The organism is Chengkuizengella axinellae, assembly GCF_030730905.1.
In the GTDB taxonomy this organism is placed as follows: Bacteria; Bacillota; Bacilli; order Paenibacillales; family KCTC-33759; genus Chengkuizengella; species Chengkuizengella axinellae.
This window is the reverse complement of sequence record NZ_JAVAMP010000004.1, coordinates 239338-262914: the sequence shown is the minus strand read 5'-3', so window position 1 is coordinate 262914 and position 23577 is coordinate 239338. Positions and strand designations below refer to the sequence as shown.

21 protein-coding genes and 1 pseudogene are annotated in these 23577 nt (G+C 33.0%); 13 read left to right on the top strand and 9 right to left on the bottom strand.

The window, feature by feature from the left end:
• Positions 1-195 precede the first annotated feature (195 nt).
• The 7 genes from Q5Y73_RS12060 (at position 196) to Q5Y73_RS12030 (ending at position 7922) form a co-directional block, all read left to right on the top strand.
• Positions 196-2010, top strand: coding sequence for a hypothetical protein (locus Q5Y73_RS12060; protein WP_305992146.1), 1815 nt, complete (start codon positions 196-198; stop codon positions 2008-2010).
• Positions 2011-2025: 15 nt separating this feature from the next.
• Positions 2026-2772 carry an ATP-binding cassette domain-containing protein gene (locus Q5Y73_RS12055; protein ID WP_305992145.1) on the top strand — a complete coding sequence of 249 codons (747 nt, stop codon included), beginning with the start codon at positions 2026-2028 and terminating at the stop codon, positions 2770-2772.
• 1 nt (position 2773) lies between these two features.
• Positions 2774-3556, top strand: a complete 783-nt coding sequence (locus Q5Y73_RS12050) for a hypothetical protein (RefSeq protein WP_305992144.1) — start codon at positions 2774-2776, stop codon at positions 3554-3556.
• A complete protein-coding gene (locus Q5Y73_RS12045; RefSeq protein WP_305992143.1) occupies positions 3537-4346 on the top strand; it encodes a hypothetical protein in 810 nt (269 codons plus the stop codon). Before Q5Y73_RS12050 ends, Q5Y73_RS12045 begins: the two co-directional genes overlap by 20 nt.
• On the top strand, positions 4346-5689 hold the full coding sequence (locus Q5Y73_RS12040; protein WP_305992142.1) for a hypothetical protein: 1344 nt from the start codon (positions 4346-4348) through the stop codon (positions 5687-5689). Before Q5Y73_RS12045 ends, Q5Y73_RS12040 begins: the two co-directional genes overlap by 1 nt.
• Before the next feature lie 128 nt (positions 5690-5817).
• Positions 5818-6459, top strand: coding sequence for a class I SAM-dependent methyltransferase (locus Q5Y73_RS12035; RefSeq protein ID WP_305992141.1), 642 nt, complete (start codon positions 5818-5820; stop codon positions 6457-6459).
• Between the two features lie 224 nt (positions 6460-6683).
• A complete protein-coding gene (locus tag Q5Y73_RS12030; protein WP_305992140.1) occupies positions 6684-7922 on the top strand; it encodes a tetratricopeptide repeat protein in 1239 nt (412 codons plus the stop codon).
• A gap of 437 nt (positions 7923-8359) precedes the next feature.
• Here the strand turns inward: Q5Y73_RS12030 and Q5Y73_RS12025 are convergent, their stop codons facing one another.
• The gene (locus Q5Y73_RS12025; RefSeq protein WP_305992139.1) at positions 8360-9880 is read right to left on the bottom strand and encodes an AraC family transcriptional regulator; all 1521 of its coding nucleotides are present in this window, start codon (positions 9878-9880) and stop codon (positions 8360-8362) included.
• Between the two features lie 165 nt (positions 9881-10045).
• On the opposite strand from Q5Y73_RS12025, the gene Q5Y73_RS12020 reads away from it, so the two are divergent.
• The 4 genes from Q5Y73_RS12020 (at position 10046) to Q5Y73_RS12005 (ending at position 13899) form a co-directional block, all read left to right on the top strand.
• A complete protein-coding gene (locus tag Q5Y73_RS12020; protein ID WP_371320197.1) occupies positions 10046-10591 on the top strand; it encodes a hypothetical protein in 546 nt (181 codons plus the stop codon).
• Positions 10592-11352: 761 nt separating this feature from the next.
• The gene (locus tag Q5Y73_RS12015) at positions 11353-12276 is read left to right on the top strand and encodes an MBL fold metallo-hydrolase (RefSeq protein ID WP_305992138.1); all 924 of its coding nucleotides are present in this window, start codon (positions 11353-11355) and stop codon (positions 12274-12276) included.
• Positions 12277-13128, top strand: coding sequence for a Cof-type HAD-IIB family hydrolase (locus Q5Y73_RS12010; RefSeq protein WP_305992137.1), 852 nt, complete (start codon positions 12277-12279; stop codon positions 13126-13128).
• A 60-nt stretch (positions 13129-13188) separates the two neighbouring features.
• The gene (locus Q5Y73_RS12005; protein WP_305992136.1) at positions 13189-13899 is read left to right on the top strand and encodes a GntR family transcriptional regulator; all 711 of its coding nucleotides are present in this window, start codon (positions 13189-13191) and stop codon (positions 13897-13899) included.
• A gap of 124 nt (positions 13900-14023) precedes the next feature.
• Here Q5Y73_RS12005 and Q5Y73_RS12000 read toward each other — a convergent pair whose 3' ends face one another.
• On the bottom strand, positions 14024-15046 hold the full coding sequence (locus tag Q5Y73_RS12000; RefSeq protein WP_305992135.1) for a Gfo/Idh/MocA family protein: 1023 nt from the start codon (positions 15044-15046) through the stop codon (positions 14024-14026).
• 34 nt (positions 15047-15080) lie between these two features.
• Positions 15081-15926, bottom strand: a complete 846-nt coding sequence (locus Q5Y73_RS11995; protein WP_305992134.1) for a sugar phosphate isomerase/epimerase family protein — start codon at positions 15924-15926, stop codon at positions 15081-15083.
• A gap of 196 nt (positions 15927-16122) precedes the next feature.
• Here Q5Y73_RS11995 and Q5Y73_RS11990 point away from each other — a divergent pair, with 196 nt between their 5' ends.
• Entirely contained in the window at positions 16123-17031 is a 909-nt protein-coding gene (locus Q5Y73_RS11990; protein WP_305992133.1) for an AraC family transcriptional regulator, read from the top strand.
• Between the two features lie 85 nt (positions 17032-17116).
• Here the strand turns inward: Q5Y73_RS11990 and Q5Y73_RS11985 are convergent, their stop codons facing one another.
• The 4 genes from Q5Y73_RS11985 to Q5Y73_RS11970 all read right to left on the bottom strand — a co-directional run bounded on the left by Q5Y73_RS11985 (position 17117) and on the right by Q5Y73_RS11970 (position 21202).
• Positions 17117-18400: an L-lactate MFS transporter gene (locus tag Q5Y73_RS11985; RefSeq protein ID WP_305992132.1), complete on the bottom strand. Its 1284-nt coding sequence runs from the start codon at positions 18398-18400 to the stop codon at positions 17117-17119.
• Between the two features lie 261 nt (positions 18401-18661).
• Positions 18662-19351, bottom strand: a complete 690-nt coding sequence (locus tag Q5Y73_RS11980; RefSeq protein WP_305992131.1) for a response regulator transcription factor — start codon at positions 19349-19351, stop codon at positions 18662-18664.
• Positions 19352-19494: 143 nt separating this feature from the next.
• Positions 19495-20490 carry an aldo/keto reductase gene (locus Q5Y73_RS11975; RefSeq protein ID WP_305992130.1) on the bottom strand — a complete coding sequence of 332 codons (996 nt, stop codon included), beginning with the start codon at positions 20488-20490 and terminating at the stop codon, positions 19495-19497.
• A gap of 136 nt (positions 20491-20626) precedes the next feature.
• The gene (locus Q5Y73_RS11970; RefSeq protein WP_305992129.1) at positions 20627-21202 is read right to left on the bottom strand and encodes a TetR/AcrR family transcriptional regulator; all 576 of its coding nucleotides are present in this window, start codon (positions 21200-21202) and stop codon (positions 20627-20629) included.
• 184 nt (positions 21203-21386) lie between these two features.
• Between Q5Y73_RS11970 and Q5Y73_RS11965 the strand changes: the two genes are divergently transcribed.
• Positions 21387-22460 carry a M42 family metallopeptidase gene (locus Q5Y73_RS11965; protein ID WP_305992128.1) on the top strand — a complete coding sequence of 358 codons (1074 nt, stop codon included), beginning with the start codon at positions 21387-21389 and terminating at the stop codon, positions 22458-22460.
• A 104-nt stretch (positions 22461-22564) separates the two neighbouring features.
• Here the strand turns inward: Q5Y73_RS11965 and Q5Y73_RS11960 are convergent, their stop codons facing one another.
• Both Q5Y73_RS11960 and Q5Y73_RS11955 read right to left on the bottom strand, forming a co-directional pair.
• A complete protein-coding gene (locus Q5Y73_RS11960; protein WP_305992127.1) occupies positions 22565-22927 on the bottom strand; it encodes a nuclear transport factor 2-like protein in 363 nt (120 codons plus the stop codon).
• 130 nt (positions 22928-23057) lie between these two features.
• Positions 23058-23471 (bottom strand): annotated as a pseudogene (locus Q5Y73_RS11955) (permease); the annotation flags it as partial.
• Positions 23472-23577: the final 106 nt, after the last annotated feature.

The window sequence follows — 23577 nt, the reverse complement described above, 5'->3', positions numbered from 1 at the left end:
GAATGCAGAAGGTTATTAATAAAAATAAAAGCTAGTTTTCATTAGTAAAGTATGAAAGAGAAGACGTCAAACGTGTTATGAACTACTTAGAATCATAAAGTGTAACGTGACGTTTTCTCCAAATTTCATACTGTACTCAAAATTCAGGTAATGTGTATTTAGAATTGTAAGATTAAATATAAGGAGAGGGTTGTAATGAGAGAAAGAATACAGAATATTCATATCGTTAATGAAAATTATATTGTTGCTGGAGGGAGAAAAGGACAAATATATTTGTTAGACTCAAATCTTAATATTGTTAAACAATCAAGGAACATTGATCTTAACAATCCAATTTATAAAATTGTTTCTACTTCAGATTTTATCTTCACAAAAGATAATGCTGGAAATATTGTTAAATGGGATATCGATTCATTAGAACCTTTAGACATCTTAATATCAAGTGAATATAAAGATGAAAGTGGATTACATGAAGATGACTTGGCCGTCTCTTCACCAAATCATGCATTAGAAATTTACAATAATAAATTATACTCATCAAATGGCTACGGTCAAATTCTAGAGTTGGATTTAGAAGAGTTGTCGGTAGAGAGAATTTTAGATCCAAATAAAGAATCATTTACTGAATATATTTGTTCAGATAAAAAGGATGTACATGTTCTATCTGACTTTCGTGGATGGTTATATAAAGGAAGTTTAGATACTGGTATTTTTGAAAAAGCAATTAGGATTGATGATGGACCTGTACATTGTGTTAAGTATGACAAAAAACATGATCGTTTTTGGGGGACTACCGATAATCGTTATGGAATAACAATTGTTGATGGCAATTTGGAGAATGCTGAACATTATAGTATTACTAATGATGATGTTGAATGGATTACTTTTAACAAAGACTATTCTTTAGCTTATGTTGCATGCTTTGATCACTACTTATACATATATTCAAATAAAAATAAACAAATTCAACTAAAAAATAAAATAGGACCTTTTAAATTTCAATTAAATCAAGTTTGTTATGTAAATGATGAAACAATTTATGTGGTACTAGAGTCAGGAGAAGTATATCAAGTAAATGGGACTACAGGAAATATTATGAGTTCTATTGGAAATGGAAATTGTATATGGGGAATGGATGAACATCCAGATCACCCAGAGAAGGTGTACTGTGCCCTAGAAGATGGAAGCGTGTCTGTCGTATGTTATGAAAGTGACCGTTATAATAGTATAAAAATAAAAGAGGTTGAGCGATTCCATTATTCTTTTGGAAGGATTAGAAGGTCTATTCCGCTCAAGGATAGTGGATTTATAGCTATTTCTACTAACGGAACAGTGTTTAGAGCTGATGCTAGTGGGGACATATTATGGCATAAGCAGCTAAAAGGGATTTGTAGAGATGTAGCCTATTTTGAAAACAGAGTGCTTGTAGGAACTGAGGATAATTATGCGATGGAAATGTCATTAGACTCAGGTGAGATGATAGCCGAATTTTCTCTTGAATTACCGGTATGGGCTGTTTGTTACGATCTTAAAGGGAACTTAATATTAGGAATGCGTAGAAAAATGATTCGTGTTCTTGATGCAAATACAAAAGAATTAATTACTAACATTGAATTACTAGATAATATAAAGAGATTTAGAGTATTGAACAATGGCAATATTCTTGTAAATGGTCCAGAAGGGATAGTAGAGTTGAATGCTTCAACATGGAAGGTTGAAAAGAGATGGGCGGAATGGGTAACCACGACATGTGAAAATGCAATTGTTGATGGAAATTATGTGTATGGTATAACTTATAGTTCCGCATTAATATCTTACAACTATCATGATTCAATTAGTTCGAATTTTCTTGATATTCAAAATGTTTCTGATTATCCAAAAGGTATGGTGATTCAAAAGGGGAAAGATGGAACTTCAGTGTTATTGGTTGGAGGAAGAGGTCCTTATATTAATGCTTACAGGCTAGTAAATGGTATTCCTCAAAAGGTTAGAGAGTTAATTTTACAATAACTAAAGGAGAGCAATATGATAGAAGTTTCTAATGTACGGTTTTCATATATTAAAAAAAATCGATCTTTTTTAAAAACAAAAGTTGAGCAAATTCCAATTTTAAAAGGTGTTAATATAACCATAAATAAGGGAGAGTTGTTTGGTCTTATTGGACCTAATGGTTCAGGTAAAACGACATTTACTAAGCTGCTTATGGGGGTTTATCAACCAAATGAGGGGGAAATTGTATATGATAACACTTTCTCACCTTCTCTTAAAAATCCAAAATGGAAGAAGTTAATAGGGTGGATTTCAGGAGCAAATTCAAGGTTGTTTTCTACGATTACTTTAAATGAGCACGTTGTTTTATACAGAAACCTCTATGAAGACTTTAATGAGTCGTGGTTTATGGAAAAAATTGAAGAGTTTAATCTTATACCTAGGTTAGATCAACTGCCTACTTCGATTTCATTTGGGGAAAGAATAAAGTTTGAAATTGCAATTACACTAGCCTATTTCCCTAAAGTTTTAATCCTTGATGAACCAACAGTAGGATTAGATCCGCTTGCCATTAAAGAAATAAGGCAAATCATTAATGAGTATTTATCTGATTTTCCAGATGTATGTGGAATTCTGACCTCACATAACTTAAATGACATTGTTGAAATTTCAAAACAATATGCTTTTTTACATAAAAATACATTTGTTGGGATGGATCAGAATCAGGATAAATATGCAAATGATATTGAAAATCAATATATTCATTTGTATGGAGGTAACTAAGTTGGAGACTGGTAAAATATATAAAGGAATCGGTCTAACTTTTAAAATAATGAAGGATACTCCTTCTGGGTATATGCACTGGAAGGTACTATTTTATTACATGCTACTCATTTTAATAACCGATTGCTTCATTTGGTACAATGCAGGAAGTTTAAATGGATATGACTGGAAATTTTTAGTTGTGTATTCACTAATGTCCTATCCTTTGTGGATTATTATTTCTCTTAAAGGGTTAGGGAAAGAACAGATTGATCTTTTTGAATCTTCCAAATGGCATGCAGTGGATTTATTTCCTTCAGGTGTCACCAATGTATTCTTAATACACTATCTTGGAAAAGTATATAAAGACAAATGGTTTTACTGCTGGGTTACTGTTTATGTTTTTCTATCTGTAAGTCATGGATATGGATTAATAACGATCCTTTTAGCTCTCTTATGTATTATGATTGGTTCTTGTAATTTAATACTTGCTGGAATTTTGACTAGATATTATTCGCCCAAGGGCTATTCAAATATATTAAGTTCAATGTTTTATAGCTTGACTTGGATTTTTTCTGGGGCAGTATTCCCGTTAGGTATGATTTCAAATTCATTTTTATTTTATATTTTAAATCCATTCGGAGCTAGTATTTCAGTTCCTTTATCTGTTTTGGATCCTACTATGGTAGAGGGACGTGATCAATTGATATTATACGTTTTAGTAGGATCAATCGTTTGGTTTTTCTTATTTTTTAAACTATGTAGGGGGGCGGAAAATAGTCAACGTGAAAAGTTTTATTCTTGATTATATTGTTGCAAATGTCAACTTGTTTAAGTCTGCATATCAAGTTAGTAAGTTTGGTGTAAAGAATAGATTTATGGTTGGAATAGTTGAATTGATACCTCAACTTTTGTTCTATGCTGCACAATTTGTCGTTGTTTTTGCAATGTTTAGTGTAATTGATGGAAATATAGTGGATAAAATGGAATTAGTTACTTTTTTTGTTATTATGATCGCAATTGATTCCATTGGGGACGCACTACTATTTAAAGGGATACAAGAGTATATAAAAAATATTCGACGAGGTCAGACTTTATATTATATTTTGACACCAGGTTTAACATTGTTTAAAGTTTTATTTTATCGATGGGATTTCCCAATGTTGATATTAGGAATTATTTTTTTTGTTGCAGCTAATATGATAGGTGGATTTTACTATCATGTTTCGCCAATTTATATTTCAATTACATTGATCGTTGGAATTATGGCACATATTGTTTTGACTGGAGCCTTTCACATTATACAAGCTTATTATGATCCAAGAATGCCCATTCATCTAGGTAGTCCAGCTTCTAGATTATATACAAAACCAATGCATCTTTTTTTAACTGGAGGAATTGCTTTTTCAGTCATGTCCACCTTGTATCCTGCTTACTTCATCACCTCCTTACCATCAATAGTCACTACAAATTTTAGTGGAGTTATAGAATGGAGCCTGTTATATGTTTATGTGGTTGGTGTTATATGCATTGGGTTGTGGATGGCTGGATTAAATTTCATTATAAAAAAAACTTGTAAGGAGCGTCAGGGATAATGAGGTGGAATCTTGATCGGTTTTATAAAAGTGAAATGTCAGAACAAATGTGGCATAAAGATTTACAAGTCCTTTCAGATCTATACAAAAGTGCAGATTTTGACAAAGCGGAGGAGTTAGAATCTTATTTATGGACATATGCTTATGCAAAAGTATCAATAGATGACAATAGAAGTTATTGGGAGAATAATATTTTTGTACTTGAAAATACTTTGAAAGATTTTTATGAAGAAGACGATATGGATTTCAAGAGTTGTCAAATTCAAGATAAAGTAAATCAAATTTTATCTCCATTAAAAAACCACGATTTTGGTGGGCTTACTTCTTTTCAGGCTGCAACTTCTACTGATAGTAAAATTAGAAATCAGTACTTTAATTATGCAAATAAATTTTACGAAACAAATAAAAATCAACTCTCAACTTTACTATTAAAGTGGATAGAGATTCAAAAAAAAGAAGAAATACCAAGTTATTATTTTAAAGTAAGGGATAAGTTAGTTAGTAAAATATCTTATTTCCATGAACTTTTAGAAAAGCAAGTTTCGATGAAATCAGAAGGGAAACTAAGTTGGGTTGATTTAAATTTTAATGAAGAGAGTAAGCTTCATGAAATGAATTATGATATTGGTAAGAATAACATTATTCATTTAATGAAAGATCTTAATCCTGAATGGTCAGAGACAATTCAATATTTATTTGATTCTGGATGTGTTGAAGCTAGTTGTAAAAAAACAAAAGAAAAAAAAGCATTTACTATGCCTGTTTCTTATAATAAAGATCCTTTATGTTTTATACACTCAGTAACAAATAGAGCTAGTTTTTTTGGACTAACTCATGAGCTTGCACATGGATTGCATTTTTATAAATATAAAGAAACAAATAGAAACTATATTCTTCCAGATACTTCAGTTCTTGAAATTTTTCCGACAAGTGTGGATTTGTACACTTCATATAGGTTAGAGGGACAAAGTGGTTTTAGTCAAAGAGTGATCTCAACCGTTCTTTTTCAGTTTGCCATAACGGAGTTCATATTTAAACTGATTGACAATGCTCCAGATCATCCCGATTATATACAAGAAATCTGGATGGATGTGTGTAAGTTTACTTTTGGTGATTACTTAGAAGAAAACAATTATTTGTGGTGCGGTAATCGATTAGTATGGTCTCATATTAATGAAGGGATGTGTTATGTTTTTGGAGGTGTATTAGCATTAGAATTATTTGAGATTTTAAAAAACGGTAGTGTCAGTTCTATGGAAAGAATTAACAGTGTTTTATCATTACCTGCTGGAGCGGACATAGAGGATTGGAATAAAATACTGAGTTTTGTTAAATGGGATTAATAATATGATTCTAATCATTTTCTAATTCATAGTGGATAAAGGTTGTGAAAATAATAGTAAAAAGTAAATAATCATCATCAAAATCATTAAATATAGTAAACAATATGTAAGGATGTGGTTTAAGAAAGATGTTATATAATAAAGACACTTATAAAACTACGTTGAAAAATGCCTTTCTCAAGCACTATGAGGAGGGAAGCGATGAGTGGTCTCACGATGAATCATTGTCTTTAACGATACAAAGAAGCATACGGATATTTAATAAATTATATTCAAATATCTGTATAGATGTACTTGATATTGGATGTGGTAATGGATGTAGAATCCATCAAATAGACAATTTGCAATCATATATAGGAATAGATCTAATTAAAAATAAAGAATGGGTTAAGTACCTTGAGAATAAATGTATTACATTTGTAGAAGGAGATGTATTCGAATGGTCTCAAGGTTCAAATCAGAAATTTCATTTAATTATAGACAATGGTTGTTTTCATCATCAGCACCCAAATTTGCATGATAAATATTTCGAGTTAGTACTTAATAAGCTCAAAGTTGATAGTTTATTTAGTTTAGTGGTTTGGGGAGAAGCCTTTATTGAGGGAAATATCGATGGATATGGCCGAATTCATTCATACTTCTCAGTGGACAACATGGTGAAACGATTAGAAGAAAAAGGGTTTGATGTTATAGATGTATATGAATTTCTATCATCAACTAAGAGAAAACAAATACAATTCATTTGTAGGGCTTGCTTGAAATTATCTTAATTTTAATAAAATACTATAAAAAACAACATGTCAAATTTCGATATTTTTCACTGGAATTTGACTTTTTTTGTTTTTAAATTGTAAATTATAAACTTTAATTGTTATTTTTATCATATATAGAAATTTATTTTTTAAATGTTGGGAAAAAAAGTATGTAGAATTATGTCGAAATTGTGTACTATATTATAATAAGAAAAAGATAAGAGTTTGGAAGGTGAATAAATTTGGAAATTGGATCAATAATTAGAACTGCTAGAATTAGTAAAAGAATAACGCAAGAGGAACTAGCTCATGGCATCTGTTCTATTTCACACCTTAGTAAAATTGAAAATGGAAGCAGGGAAGGTAATGAAGAAACGATTAAATTATTACTGGACAAGCTTAATATACATATATCTCAGTATAAGGAAGAATATAAATATTTTCTGCAACTAATAGATGATTGGTATCAAGCGATTGTTTATGAAGACTTTGAAGATGCCAAAAATAAGTACAATTTTCTTAAAGAAAATCAACAGATTGTGACTTCAATTCATTTATATAATTATTACTCCATTGTTGAATATCGTTATTTTTTATCGTTGAATGATAAAGTAAAGTATAAATATATAAGAAAAATATTACTAAAAAAAACAAAAAAATTTTCCCAATATGAATTTGCCTTATTCACCTATTATAATGGGATATATTATTTAAAAGGAGGAGATGTAGATCCAGCGCATGTCATATTAAATAAGTTAATAGATAAGAACTTTAATCATTATGGTGAACTTTATTATCATTATGCTTATACTATGAAGCTTTTAAAAAATTATGGAGCTTCAATTTTATATTGTAATAAAGCTTTAGAAATTTTTAATACCCATAATAACTTTAAGAAAAAAATGCATACACAGATGTTAATAGCTAATAACTATCAGAAAATTGGTGCTGTAAAAGATTCTGAGGAACATTACAATATACTTCTGAAAAATGCAATTCGTTTAAAGAATGACCCTACAATAGCTATAACTTATCATAATATCGCACATTTAAAGAAAGTAAGTAATAATTACAAAGAAGCAATAGATTTATTTGAAAATAGTATAAAATATTTTAGGAAATCAGAAACTTCATATTTACAATCTTTATGTGATCTAGCAGAAGTATATTTATTGATCGGCGATAAGGAAAAGTTTTTTGAACTATATAATCAAATATTGCAATTGGCTAGACAAGAAAAAAATAAACAAATAGAAAAGCAGTACTACATTAAAAATAAGTTTTATACAAGTACACTTGAAGAATTTGCGAACTTTTTTACCGCCATTCAAATGGATACCTTATTAAACTTTGAACTTCTTAACGATGTCATATTATATTCCGAAGCTTTAATTTCGTTTTATAGAGATAAAAAAGATATGCAAAATCAGATAAAGTATTTGGAACTAGTAAATAGATTGTATAAGAGTAAATATACATAAAAAGGAGTAGAAGTATGAAAAAGATATTGTTTTATGTTTTATTTATAGGCTTATTAGCTGCTTCAGCAGACCCACAAATCTATCTTGGATCTATAAATGAATTTAATGACGTAATTAATCCACCAATATAAACTCAACACTTTTTGTTTAATGAAATAAAGTAGTCGGTAAAACAATAAATTTAAAATAACTGTATCAGTTAAGATTATATTTATATTTCATTTAAGAAAAGGAAACTTCTATGATTGAAGCTTCCTTTTCTCCTTGTCCCACCTAAAGTATTTTAGTTAAATAATATAAAAGGAATAAAAATCCAATAATTATCAACAAAAATGACTATTAAAAATCCAATTCCAAGAGAGCCAAGAAGTATAATTTTCTTTTTATCAAACCTAAAGAATTACAGATTGCTAAATTTCTACCTATGAATCATAACCTCATTTATCCTCATTTCTTTTATTAACCCAACTACGAGGAGAATCCCCTGTTATCTTCTTAAACACTCTACTAAAATAATTAGCATCAGAAAAACCTACTCTTACTGAAATAGTACTCAAGCTCAAATCAGAGTCTTCAAGTAGCTTTTTAGCTTCCTCGATTCTCTTTTTCTGTAAACTTTCTATGAAAGAAATTCCCGTCTCTTGTTTAAACAAATGACTTACATAATAGCTATTTCGATTTACATGTTTTGCAGCATCAGATAGTGTAATGGATTTGGTATAGTTTTCTTCAATATACAATTGCAATTGATTCACAATGAGTGAATAAGTTGGACGTTGATTAAGCTTAATGATGTCAAAAAGCTCATAACAGAAAGATAACATTTGCTGAATGATATCAAACAATACCTCCCCAAATAAGATCTGTTGAAATAAGTCCTGATACTCATACTCTAATGTATGTTCAACATCCTGTTTAAGCAAGTAACGATGAATGTGTGCCAACACACTAGTTAAACGAATTCGCATTGTTTCAGGATTTGGATATAAACCGCTGTCATCAGGAAATCCAGTGAATTGATCATACAGCCACGTTTTTATTTCTTCATGATTACAACTGTCTAATACTTTGACTAGTTCTTTACTTTCTTCTGGAGACAAAAAGGATTCTATTTGCTTATTCACGTAAGCTTGAATGGGACTAAATACTTGATTCCCTCCAAAATAAAATCGCCTAGTTAAGCTATTTTTTGTTTCATGATAGGTGTGTTTTATACTTTTCGTTTGACTTGACTGTCCGATTCCTGCTGAAAAGGAAAAACCCTGCTCTTTAGCTTGAAAACAAAGACGAATCAAAATCTGCTCTAATGTGATGATCGGGGTTGATGTACCCGCTAAGATGGTTTCATCAAAGAATAGCACCAGGTGATTTTCTACAGGAATGACTAATAATTGATATTCACTTAATTCTTGTTTTACAAAATGCAAGAAATCATTGAAGCTGATCTCACTTTTATAATTTTGATCTAATTCAATGACAGCAATTAATCTTGGAATATTTATAGTTTGATTACTTTCAGGGTTTTCCAAAAATAATAAATCATAAGCAATATAGTGCTTCGGAATTGATTTATGAATTGATACAGTAGGGTTCTTAAAGTTTTTAACCACTTGTCTTATGGTTTTGACCCATGCCTCTGTATCATATGGTTTAACAAATAAAGCCTCTGCTTTACATAAAAGGGCTTCATTTGCAGCATCAAACGTTTTATGTACGGTATGAATGACGGTTTGTGTGTGATTTTGCTTCAAAAGTAGCCGGAGTTTAGCTAATTCTTCTGATGAAAATAAATCCAACTCAAAAATAAGCAGATCAACCTTATGCTTAGACAATAAGCTGAAACAATGATCGCTGTCTGCTGCTTCAATGAGATGTTTATATGGTATATGATGAGAAGAAAGCAGCCACTTCATTCCATTCCTCTCTAACTCGTCTTTAACACATAGACATATTTTCACATTAATCCCTCTTTCATATAAACAGTGATTCAACTCTTATTATAAACTTTTCTAATCTTCGTTTTCGAGTTAATTCATAAATTCAATTTGTACTTGCAGTTCCGCAACCTTTTTGATACTACATCCGTTTACAAATATAACAAAGGAGAATGGAGGTGTCTTTCATTGAAGAAAATGCTTATGATATCAACCATTTTTGTTTTAATAAGCTTTATGATTCCTTTTCAGGTTCTTGCTTGTTCTTGTATCGGAATTACCTCAGAAGAAGCTTTTGAAAATGCAGATGCTGTATTTCTAGGTAAAGTGTTGGAAGTTAGTGTTGAAAACAACAACTATAGAGTAGAAATGGAAGTAAGTGCAAGCTGGAAGGGAGTAGAGGAGAAAGATCAAACTCTATTTACATCCACTGGAGTAGGTGCTTCATGTGGGATTCTATTTGAAGAAAGTAAAGAATATATCGTTTATGCATTTCAAGGAGAAGACGGAGAGTTAACAACCAATATATGCTCTAGAACAGATTTGATTTCTAATGCAGATGAAGATTTGATCATGTTAGAAACAAAAGAAAAAATATATGAACAACAAAACACAGATCAGGATCAAGAGGATAATACAGCTATATTAAAAAGCATAATCTTTATAGCTTCATTCATACTCGTTTCTGCTTTGATTATATTTTTGACTAGTAGGAAACTGAAAAATAACAAATAGAGATATGAAAAATATAATGGTCAAACAAAGAAGTGCCTTTTATTAAAAGGTGCTCTTTTTGTGTTTAATAAATTTGTGGTTTTCATTCTCATATGTTTTGTAAAAACTTCTTGTAATTATCATAGAATTAATTTAAGATACATTAATAAGATGTCTATACATTTAATATTAATGTCTAAATAAGTACTTAAGGAGGGAAGGATTTATAAATAATGCTTGAGAGTAATTTTTTCTCAACATAAACTGAATACGCTTACATATCGGTGGTGATGCAAATATAAAACAGATCATCTTAACAAATACATAACGAAGATCCGAAATAAACATCTCAATTAAATTTTTATAAATTACATTGTATTCATCTACCATTTACATATTTTATGAATAATCATGTGGAGAAATATAAATGTTTATACATCTATAAATGATGTCTAAATAAATTATAGGTAGGAAAAGAATCAAATGAAATTTTCAATTAAGCAGGTAGTTTGGTATTCATTATTTTTGCATTATTACTGAGTGCATGTACAGCAAAAAAGAATTGCCTTAGATGAAAGACAACGTTTAAGAATCAAAATTCGAAGGTTGCAAAAAGATTTGGGAATTACAGCGGTTATGTTACACATGATCAGGAAGAAGCGTTTACGATGGCAGATCAAGTCGTATTGATGAATGAAGGTAACGTTGTGTAGGCAGGTTCACCAGCCTAAAGATAAATGTTTGTTTCCAAAATCGTAGTTCAAGAGGAGAGGACTTTTATATTGAGTTATGTTAATTTTCATGCTTTAAATGTAGGTCGTGGGGATGCATTTGTACTAGAGATCATGACCGTAAATGAAACCCCATATATTGTAGTTGTTGATGGAGGGGATGATCTCTCAGAAAATAAGATTACACCTACTGATTTTATAAATGAAAAAAAATGGAGTCAGATCGATTTGTTGATTCTAACACATCTGCATCATGATCATGTGGTTGGATTACTGAGATTAGCAGATGAAATTAACATTAAACAAGCCGTTGTTCCGTATCCATCTTGTCATTTTAATATCGAGGAGATGACAAATAAGATAGCAAAGCAGTCTAAAGAAGTGATAGAACTGTATCAGCAGCTGCTGTATAAATTAGAAAACCAAGATACTCAGATTCAAATTAGACCTCCATTTGGATTACAAAAGAAATGGAGCTTTGGTGAATTTACTTTAAATCATATTTACCCTGAAACTGGTGATCCATTGCCTGCATTTGAAATTATTGAGGATATAAAGCAGAATCATATGTCTTTACATGAAAAAAATGAAAAGCTAGCGAAATTTGATGTTGTATCGAACTCGGACAGCAGTGTCTGGATGCTGGAAAATGAGGATAAAGAGCAATTATTGTTGCTAGGTGGAGATGCGTTGCTTCCAATTTGGAGAAAGCTAGTAGATCGATATGAGCTATCTCCACAAGGATTTAAAATTTCTCATCATGGGATGAAGGATGCAATGGATGAGGTTTTGTTAAAGCAATTGGCTCCGACATGGGCTTTGATTACAAATCAGGATAAAGAGTATCAGATGTTTAAAGATGAGTGGATAGAGCTCATGGAAAAAGTGGATTGTAAGCTGTTAGTCACATGTGATGATCCAAATACAAAATGGATCACTTCACAATTACCAAAAATACCAATTAGGGAGAGATAAATGAGAAATTACTATAAAAATATATTGTTAGTGACAGATATGGATGGGACGCTTTTAAATTCAGAAAACAAAGTGAGTGATTATAACAAACGTGCATTGGAGTTATTTGTAAAAGAAGGCGGTATGTTTACTGTTGCAACAGGAAGAATGGAAAAATCAGTGATGCCTTACCTTTCTGATTTGCCGATTAATGTGCCTGGTGTTTTATATAATGGGGGCGTTTTATATGATTTTCAAAACCAAAAACGGATATGGAGTCAGGTTCTACCAGATGATTTTAAACCGTTGCTAGAAAAAATAATAGCTTCTTTTCCTGGTATTGGGGTAGAGATCTACCAAGATCAAAATGTATGTTTTGTAGCACATAACGAAGAAACTGAAAAACATTGTGCAAAAGAAGGGTTTGACAATAATATCCATTCCCTAGAACAGCTTCAGGATGTTTGGCAAAAAGTGATGCTCGTTTGGGAACCTTCGCGACTAAACGAAGTAGAATCATATTTAAAACAGTATGCCAAAGGTGTGGATTGGGTAAGGTCAGAGCCGCAGTTTTTAGAAGTATTAGCTAAAAATGTGAATAAGGGCAATGGATTGAATAAACTAAAACAACACTTGAATTTATCACAAATTTATACCGTTGGTTTTGGAGACAATCTAAATGATATGACATTATTGGCTAGCACAGATATTGGTATAGCGGTTGAGAATGCACATGATCAATTAAAGAGAATTGCCTCTTATAGTGGGAGACATCACGATGATGATGCACTTGCTGATTTTATATATCAGAAGGACTTATTATTTGATCTGCTTGTCATGAGAAAAAATGAAATTAAAGACGGAAATGGGTGATACAATATGCTAGAATGATAGCAATAACTATAGGGAATAAACAGTATTGGATGGGATTCAATGAAACCTAAATATATCACAATAAAAGAAAAGATAGAAAATATGATTGAAGCAGGTGAATATCAGCCTGGAGATCAATTTGGATCAGAGTATGAAATGGCTATGAAATTTGAAGTCAGCAGAGAGACGTTCCGTTCGGCTGTAAGGCTTTTAGAGCAGGAAGGGAAAGTACATGTAAAACATGGAGTAGGCACCTTTATAATGAATCCTCTACCCGAAGTGCCGAACAACCTTGAAAAACTAACAAGCATTACAGCGATGATGAAGCTGGCAGGATTAAAAGACACAGAACGTCATGAATCCATAAAGAACACACATTGTCCTGAGAAATACGCTGCACCTTTAAATTTAACACCAGATGATTTCGTGTACATTCATGAACGGACAAGAATAGTGCATAACGAACCTGTTGTCATTTCTATTAATATTTTACCAGAGCAATATTTTGGGGGCATATTTGAAGAGAGAGGACTATCGGAGCCATTATTTAAAGTATTAGAAGCGGCATCAGGAATAAGAATCGTTCGTTCAAATACAGAAATTATAGTTCCGCCCCCTACTGATCCATATTGCGATAAACTCCTCATTAAACCTGAAACAACGGTTTTACTTCTGGAACAACAGCATTTTGATGAATCAAATAGACCTATCATGTATTCGATAGATTATTATCGCAATGATATTTTTAAGTTCTGGGTGCAAAGAATGTGATAGCCACCTTAAAGGGCTATTATATTCCAAAAAAAACACCGCTTATGGTGATTCATAAGCGGTGACGGAAAACAGGATTATACATATTTACAATGAATACCTAGAATAGAAACTACTTGATTGCTCAATCCTTCACCTCAACCCATTTTCCTTGTTGGTTAGCAGATTGAATTTCAGCTTCAATGATTTGCATGCTCCCCATAGCACTCTCAGGAGTGACTTGAGCGATTTGTTTGTTATCAATTAATGCATCCACAAAATATTTTAGCTGGAAATAATATCCTATTTTTTCAGATAGTTCTGGAACAAAACCTTTTTCCTCATTAGGGTTTACCTTCACAATTCCATTTTGAAAAATGATGTTTCCACGTTCAAAATTGACTCGATAATTCATATCAAATCCATAGTCACCTTGTAAAGTCCAATCCGCTTGTGCATTGATGACCTTTCCATCTGTATATTGATAATGAGTGGAGACCACATCATATCCGCTGCCTGCAATGACATGGCGAGCTTGACTTGAAACTTGTTCGGGTTTTCCAAACAACCAGTGAATCATATCTGTATCATGTACGTGCATATCTACCATCGCACCACGGCTCTTTTCATTTTGGGTCAGCCAAGCAGACCAATTAGGTGTGCCTCCCCCTCTAAAGAAGTACGCACTGATTGCTTCTCCATAAGTTTTCGATTCTACCATTTCTTTTAAATATACATAGGCAGGCCAGAAACGTAGACATTGCCCAATCATAAGTTGTTTTTGTGCAGCTTCAGCAGCAGAAATCATTTCTTTACATTCCATTTCATTCAGTGCCATTGGTTTTTCACACAATACATGCAAACCATGATTGAGACATGATACTGTGATGTCTTTATGCAAAAAAGTGGGTAACGTAATATCTACAGCATCTAAATTTTCTTGAGCAAGCATGTGTTCCACACTTGTATATTTATGATATCGATCTAAATTGATTTCAGAAATGCCGGCCTCTATATTGCCACCTGAGCTAATTCCGTTTAAACTTTCTTCATTGCTATCACAAATGGCAACCAGTTGAATTGGAAGACCTTCTTTTTGAAGCCTTTCATAGATTTCCAAATGTGTTCGACCCATAAAACCTAATCCAATTAGTCCGATTTTTAACATGCCTGTTTCTTCCTTTCTTTATCTAACTCAGATTTTATATGTTATCTTTTAAAATCCTGCTCATGGATTGAGAGGTATTGTATATGATTTGAGTGGAATGATGTTTGTAAGGCGGTATCATTTCCGCTGTTACATAACCGTTATAACCTATGTTTTGCAAAGCAGCAATGACTACAGGATAATCCACATCACCCGCTAATAAATCAACGAAACCGTGTAAACCGCCTGCATCACGTCTGTAGTCTTTAAAGTGCACCTTCTTAATTCGTGTATTTAAAATATGAATCCATTGTTCAGAGTAACCAGAATACAGAACGTTGCCCACATCAAAATAGGCACCAACATAATCAGAATTGATTTTGTCAATAAAACCTTTCATCTCAAGAGGAGACAATAAGAACTTATTCCACACATTTTCAATTCCAATTGATACCTTTAAATGCTCAGCTTCGCTAGCACATTCCGTTAATGCTTCCAAAGCATAATCATAGGCCTGATCATAAGGAACAACCTCACTATCTGGAATAAAATCAACACCAACAGCCCCAGGAACAACTAGGATGGTGTCTACACCTAAAATAGAAGCAAACTGTAGTTGCTTTTTCATGATGTCCTTTGCTTTATTTCGAATATGCTCTTGATTGCTTGTAAGAGAATAATTCCAGTACAATCCGGTCGCAAGACTTGTAATTTCTAATTGCATATCCTTTGCTTGTTTTCGAATTGCAAACATTTCAGTTTCATTACTTTCTAAGCTAAGCTCCCCAATCTCATTTAAGGCTAGTTCAATTCCTTCAAATCCTGCATCCTTTGCAATCGTCATGCATTCTGAAATCTTCATTCCTTCTGGGAAAGCCCAAATATTAATCCCTTTTTTCAATTTAAGCACCTCCAAAATGATTATTTTTGAAAATTTAGGAGCTCTCGTTTATTTCAAATTTAATTCATTGCTGTTCTTTCAGTATAAAAGAAGGGAGCGGGAAAGGATTTATCAAATAAGCCATACTTTTTGCACTTTTTGAAAAAAGGGTGTTAAGATAGTTTAAAAATAGATCAACAATAACGAGGTGAAAATCATGAAATTTCCTAGTAAACAGCTGCATGAGGAAATATCGATTCCTAAACTGATATCTTTTCATTATTTTGAATATGCGAGAGGGTATGTATTTGAAGGGGAGCGGCATGATTTTTGGGAATTTGTATATGTAGATAAAGGGGAAGTGGAGGTTCAAGCGGATGATAGAAAAGTAGAACTGAAACAAGGACAAATGATGTTCCATAAACCTGATGAGTTTCACACAGTTTGTGTACGTGATTGTCATAAACCTCCTAACCTTGTTGTCCTTTCCTTTGAATGTTCTTCACCTGCCATGTTTCATTTTCAGAATCAAATTCTGTCCTTAAGAGATGTAGAGAGGAACTTACTTTCCAATATGCTTGAGGAAGGGTTTATGACTTTCAATCCTCCTTTTGATGACCCAGATGACCATTTGATAACTAAAAGTGAACATGCCCCTTTTGCAGGAGAGCAATTAGTTAAATCTTATTTAGAAATATTGCTTATACAGCTGATCAGAAATATTAAAAAAAATGATGTTCGTGAACCTCAACAACAATCAACGGTACAAAAGGAAAATGTTGAAAAAGAGCTCATAGAAGACATCATAGATTATATGAATACACACATGTACGATTCGTTATCCATTGATCAATTGTGCAAGCAATTTCATTTAGGAAAAACTAGATTGAAGGAGTTGTTCCAGTCCCATAAAAGATCGGGTGTACTTGAGTATTTCAAAGCAATAAAAATTGAAAACGCAAAAACTTTGATAAGGGAAAAACAGTATAGTTATACGATGATAGCAGAGAAGCTTGGTTATGCAAGTATTCATTATTTTTCAAGAGATTTTAAAAAAACAACAGGAATGTCTCCTACTGAATATGCAAAATCGGTTTTTGCACGAATAGACAAGTCTTCTTTATGATTCCATTAGCAAGCTGCATCAGCTTTTTGTGCATAAAAAAACCACTTATGACAGAGCATAAGCGGTAAAAGGAAAGAGATTATACTTAATGAGCAATTCGTTGCTGCAATTTCTTGTTTTGCTTTAAAGAAGGTTGTTGTTCATTTTTCACCTTTTGTATATCCTTGCGGATGTAGATAGAAGTGATCAGTGCTATGGTTAAAAAGAAAGCAAATACATAAAATGTGGCGTTATAACTGTTTGTGGTATCTCTGATATAAGCCACGAGCATTGGTCCGAAAACACCTGCCATTGACCATGAGGTTAACAAGTAACCATGAATAGCGCCTAATTGTTTTGTACCAAACATATCCCCAATAAAAGCTGGTAAAGAAGCAAATCCGCCGCCGTAAATCGTTAAAATTGTAAAGATTAGAATTACAAACAGGATTTGATTAGAAATAGAAGGTAACAATAAAAATGCAATGAGCTGGATGATGAAGAAGGTTGTAAATACATTTGTACGACCTAGATAATCAGATGCGGAAGCCCAGCCAATGCGACCGCCACCATTGAAAAATCCCATTAATCCAACCATACTTGCTGCAGCTACAGCTGTCATCCCTACTTTTTCTTGGGCCATGGGTGAAGCAACAGAGATAAGCATAATACCAGATGAAATATTAACAAACATCATCACCCACAACATCCAGAATCTTTTTGTTTTAATGGCTTCATTAGCTGTAAGCTGTGCTAAGTCTTCTTTTAGCCGCATTGTTCCTTTTTCTGCTTTCTCCTTCATTCCTGCTGGCATCCAGCCTTCTTCAGGTTTGGCGATATAGGCTGCTCCTGACAACATGAGGATAAAATAGGAAACACCTAAAATGTAAAACGTTTCAGACAGACCAACATTTTCTATTAAATAATTGGCAATAGGACTACAGATTAATGCACCTGCACCAAAGCCCATCACGGCCATCCCAGTTGCTAACCCGCGACGGTCTGGAAACCATTTGACTAAAGTAGAAACAGGTGAAATATAACCAATACCTAGTCCCATACCACTGATCAACCCATAAGATAAATAAAAACCAGTTAAAGATTCATAATGTATGGCGATCCCAGTTGCAATTAATCCTGTAGCAAATAAAATAGCAGCTACAGTTGCGGAATAACGAGGACCTTTTTTTTCTACTAATCTACCAAAAAAAGCAGCAGACGTTCCTAAACAGAAAATTGCAATTGTAAAAGCAAGCGCGGTTTGTGTACTGCTCCAACCAAGCTGTTCAGAAAGTGGATTTTTATAAACGCTGTAAGCATAAACCGAACCGATGGAGATGTGGATTGCTACAGCGGATAATGCGATGAGCCAACGATTTTTTTGTTTCATGGCACTCTCACTCCTTCTAAGTTTGAATGTTTCATGTTGGTGTTCCACAAAAGTGATGAATGGTTATAGTATGTTCTCTCTATTCTATCTAACAAATGAAATCATGGGATTGGGGTGGATTTCAGGGAGTTTTCGTCCATCACTTTTATGGATTGGGTAACGCTTTAATTAAAGTATATAACCAACAACGACCTATGTCTGTGATTTTTTTCACAAACAAAAAAATAAAAAAAGAATCCGATACTTGATAGAAAAGCGGATTCAGGATATTTTGTTCATCAATTCAAAGAATTCAACCTCATTCATCATGCGAATAACTTCACGAGTAGTACGTTTGTTGAATTTTTTTAATATGCCGCTGATTTGTTTTTTGATCGTTTCCAATTCAACTGAACGCTCTTCAGCAATGTGTTTTCTCTTTTTTCCATCACACAGCATCTTTAAGATTTCTAGCTCTGCTGGAGTTAATGTTGCAATGATATTAAACACTTGAGTCAGACTGGCTTCTGATCGTTTAATTCTTTTAAATTCTTCACGAATTTTTTCAGCGATAATAGGACGGATAGGAGAACGATTATCTGCTGCTGATCGGATGGCATCCATAATTTCTTCCTTTGAAGCTGATTTGATCATATAATCCACTATGCCGGTTTGGAAAGCTGCAAAGACGAAGCTATTATCATGATGGACGGTTAATATAATAATTTTAGCCTCTGGAACGGTTTTGTGAATCTCGGTGGCTGCATTGATGCCCGCCATGTTGTTTTCCATTTCAATATCCATAAGAATGACATCCGGTTTTTCCTTCACGGCACATGCAACCGCTTGGTATCCGCTTTCAACAGAATCAATTAAAATCATTTCGTTCTCTCGTGTAATAAAACGTTCTAAACGACGACGATGCGCTTCCATATCATCTGCAATTAAAATGCGAATTTTATCATTTTCCAAGTTTCACCCTCCATCCCGTTTTAAGTATTAAAAAATACTATCGATAATTTTCAAGATATATATTGTATTTTCTATTATAGACTATTACTCTTTCTCAATGGAAGGTAAATAAATGGAAGCGCTTCAAAAATAAAAAGCCCCCCTTAAAGGGGAGCTTTAAATAATTCATCTATTTCTTCTATCTGATTTTGACTTAATGGACCAAAGGTCATTGCTTTTGCATTTTCAATGACTTGCTCTGGTGTTTTAAACCCTGGGATAGGGATATTCTGTTCACTTTTAGCCCATATCCAAGCTAGAGCACCTTGTACTAAAGTTCTTCCATCACTTCTTAGGATTTCTCTTATCGCATCCAACTTTTCTAATAGTAATTCATCAGGTTTTCCGTTTTTGAAATAGGTTACCCAATCATGCCCGCTGCCTCTTACATCATCTGAAGAAAGCTTTGATTCTGAATTGAATTTTCCGCTTAACAAACCCATTGCTAAAGGGTTACTGTTAATGCTGGCTAAGTTGTGCTTTTCACATATTTCTATCATTTCTTTGTTATATCCAAACACATTCACTGGGTGTAAAATTGAGGTGCCATTAGAATGTTCCGCAAAATAACGGGCACACTCCGTATCACCAGTGCTCCAACCATAATCTCGTATATATCCATCTTTTTGAAGTTTTTCTAGGGTTTCAATCACTGAGTCTATTTCTTGCTCGGGAAGTGACCATAAGTGTAATTGGTACAGGTCTATATAGTCTGTTTGCAGACGTGATAATGATAATTCACATGCTTTTCTAATGTAATGTGCAGAGGTGTCTTGCCCTGTAAGTTCACGTGTTTCTTCGTTATAGGTGAACCCAAATTTGGACGCAATAACGACTTTTTCTCTCTGTCCTTTTAATGCTTTGCCAAGAATTTTTTCGCTATGCCCTGTACCATAGGCATCCGAAGTATCAAAAAAGTTAACTCCATGTTCCAATGCTGCATGAATCGCTTGCTCAGAAACGGTGTCGTTTACATCGCCCCAACCATCTTGTTTTCCATCAAGCAAAAATGGTCCGCCTATAGCCCAACAACCAAGTCCTAACGCACTCACTTCGATTTCCGATTTTCCTAATGTTCTTTTTAATTGTTTTTGCATCATTGTTCTCCTCCATAATTCATTGTTTTAATAAACAACCTAACGATCGGTAGGGAAAGGGTGAAAATAAATCCACACTGGAATATAGTGTTCCGATAGTATGGAATGCAAGTATTGTAGTAGTCATATTGATTAAGGTTTAAATTTTGATCCCATCTAAAAATGCATTAAAGCAGCTTGATAAATCACGTTCAATGTCTCTTTCATCGTAAAACTTGATGCTCATTGCAAAACCAATCATCATGTAGTAATAAGCTAATGCAACTTCAGAAGCATCTTTGTTTTTAAATTGTTTTTTTTCAATGCCTTCTTCAATGATTGCTGCAACCTTTTTTGTAAGTTCCTTTTCTGTTTCATCTGTCTTTTCATGAATATACTCTTTAAGATATTCTGGTGGGTAATAGAAGTATCGATCCCAAAAATCCATCTGAGCATTATTTCTACAGTTTTTAATATAACGAGTAAAAATGATATTTAGTTTCTCTTGTACATCCACATTTTCTTTAAAAGTTGTTAATTCGTTTATAAAGGTTGAATAATCGATCAAAATATGGTTAAATACGGCTGAGAATATGTCCTCCTTCCCAGAAAAGTGAGAGTATAAAGAAGCTTTTTTTATTCCCACAGCTTTTGCAATATCTTCCATACTTGTTTCAAAATAACCCTTGTTGGCAAATAAAGCTAATGACTCTTGCAATATTTTATTTTTTCTCATGATTGAATAACTCCCTTGTTTACTACCTACCGTTTGGTAGTATTTTATCAGTTTTAAATATATATTGCAACAAGAATTCACCAAAATTAGAATACTTATCGTGTGTATAAGTAATTTTCAATGGAGAAAGCGCTTAACTTAAGATAAAATAGAATACAAGTAATAAAGTTTAGGAGTGATAAAAATGAATGAAGATACTTTAAAGCTGTTTAAAACATTAACGGAAATACCAGCAGCACCAGGGTTTGAAAAAGATATAGGCAAATTCGTTAGATCTGAGCTGGAGAAATATACAAATGAAATTATTCAGGATCGTTTTGGCAGTATTTTTGGGGTTGTAAGAGGAGATGAGCAAGGTCCAAGAGTAATGGTGACTGGACATTTAGATGAGGTGGGTTTTATGGTGACCAAAATAACGGATAATGGAATGATCCGTTTTGAACCGTTAGGGAAATGGTGGAGTCAAGTACTGCTAGCCCAACGTGTACAGATTATAACAAAAAAAGGACCTATCATCGGTGTTATAGGTTCCACACCTCCTCATTTGTTAAGTGAAGCACAGCGTGTTAAACCAGCAGAGATAAGTCAAATGTTTATTGATATAGGTGCCGATGATCGTCAAGATGCAGAAAATATGGGGATTCAACCTGGACTACAAATTGTACCTGTGGGATCGTTTGAAGTGTTATCCAATCCGAAAAAAATATTAGCAAAAGCATGGGACAATCGATATGGTGTAGGTTTAGCTGTTGAATTACTAAAAGAAGTACATACAGAACAATTGCCAAATATTTTATTTTCAGGCGCAGTTGTCCAAGAGGAACGTAGAAAAGCTGGGGCAGTGGCGTCTGCTAACTTGATTCAGCCTGATATTTGTTATGGGTTAGATGCCAGTCCTGCAAACGACACAACAGGAGATAAAAGCCAGTTTGGTCAGCTTGGAAAAGGTACATTGTTACGTATTTTAGGAAAACATATGATCACACACCAAGGCATAAAGGAATTTATACTAGACACAGCGGAGTCTAACCATATTCCTTACCAATATTTTGTAGCACCAGGAACTACGGATGCAGAAAAAATTCAGTTGCATGGGATCGGGGTTCCATCAGCAGTTATTGGAGTATGTTCAAGGTATGTTCATACATCTTCTTCTATTCTACATATAGATGATTACGAAGCGGCTAAAGAACTGCTAGTTAAGTTAGTGAAAACAACAGATAAAACCAATTATGAGCATATTATTGCAAATGGGTAGTTTAAGTCACAATCAACACCAGTTCATTTATGGACTGGTGATTTTGTTGTATGAACATATGCGCACATTATTTCGGTGGTTCATTCAGGAGAGAGCAAAGTGTATTATTTGATACAATAAGAATCAATTCTTTGAAGTTCATTTTTATCATTAAAAATATAGACATCACAGGCTGAAACAAAAGATAATTGTTCACCATTGCGAATAAATTCAGCTGTTCCATTTACAGCAACGCAATTCTTTTCGGAAATTACATTCAATGTAGTGAAATTAGTGGTTATAGTTTTGAAATAATTTGAAGTTTGCTTGCATTCTTCTATTACAGCTTCCCTACCTACTAAGGTTTTGTCACCAATGATATTCCATTCAATTATTTTTGCTAGAAATGGAAAAGTAGGCTCGAAATTACCATTAGAAAATGACTCTGCTATTTGTTTTTGCGTGAGAACATGGTTTTCTGAAGTCATAGTTCAATTCCTCCCAATCATCAAGATCATTTTAATAAGACTCTTTTATATATGCCACCTATAATTTAGAAAAATACTATAAATTCTATTTAACTCTGAATTAAAAGGATAAAACTATTATTTTCTTCATTTAAATTTCTTCTGTTATATCATATTTCAACAATTGCCGTTGATCATAAATTTTTTCAAAAATAACACCCAAAAAATAGGAAAAAAGTAGACCAAAACAAATATGAATAAGCGTAAACTTAACACCGAATGAAGACAATTCATATACAACAACTGGTAATTTTGCAGTTGACCAAACTCCTAAAAAAAATACAATATACCGCAAACTTACTCCTTTTTTTAGAAAAAGTACTGCAATGGGAAACGCTACGTATAGGGGACCAGCTGCAATTACTCCTAATAATAAAGCGAACAAGGTACCATAGAAGCCAGAATTTTTTCCCATATATTTAATTATTGTGTCTTTCTCCACCCATTTGTCTAATAAACCTACGAATATTAAGACTGGAGGGAGTAGAAACAGCATATCCAATATACATAATATTTCTAAACATCTTCCATGACTTTAATAAAGCAGCTTTTGTTTTATTTTTATTTTTTATAAAAGAAATACTAGTAAAATGATAGCTATAATATAAAGA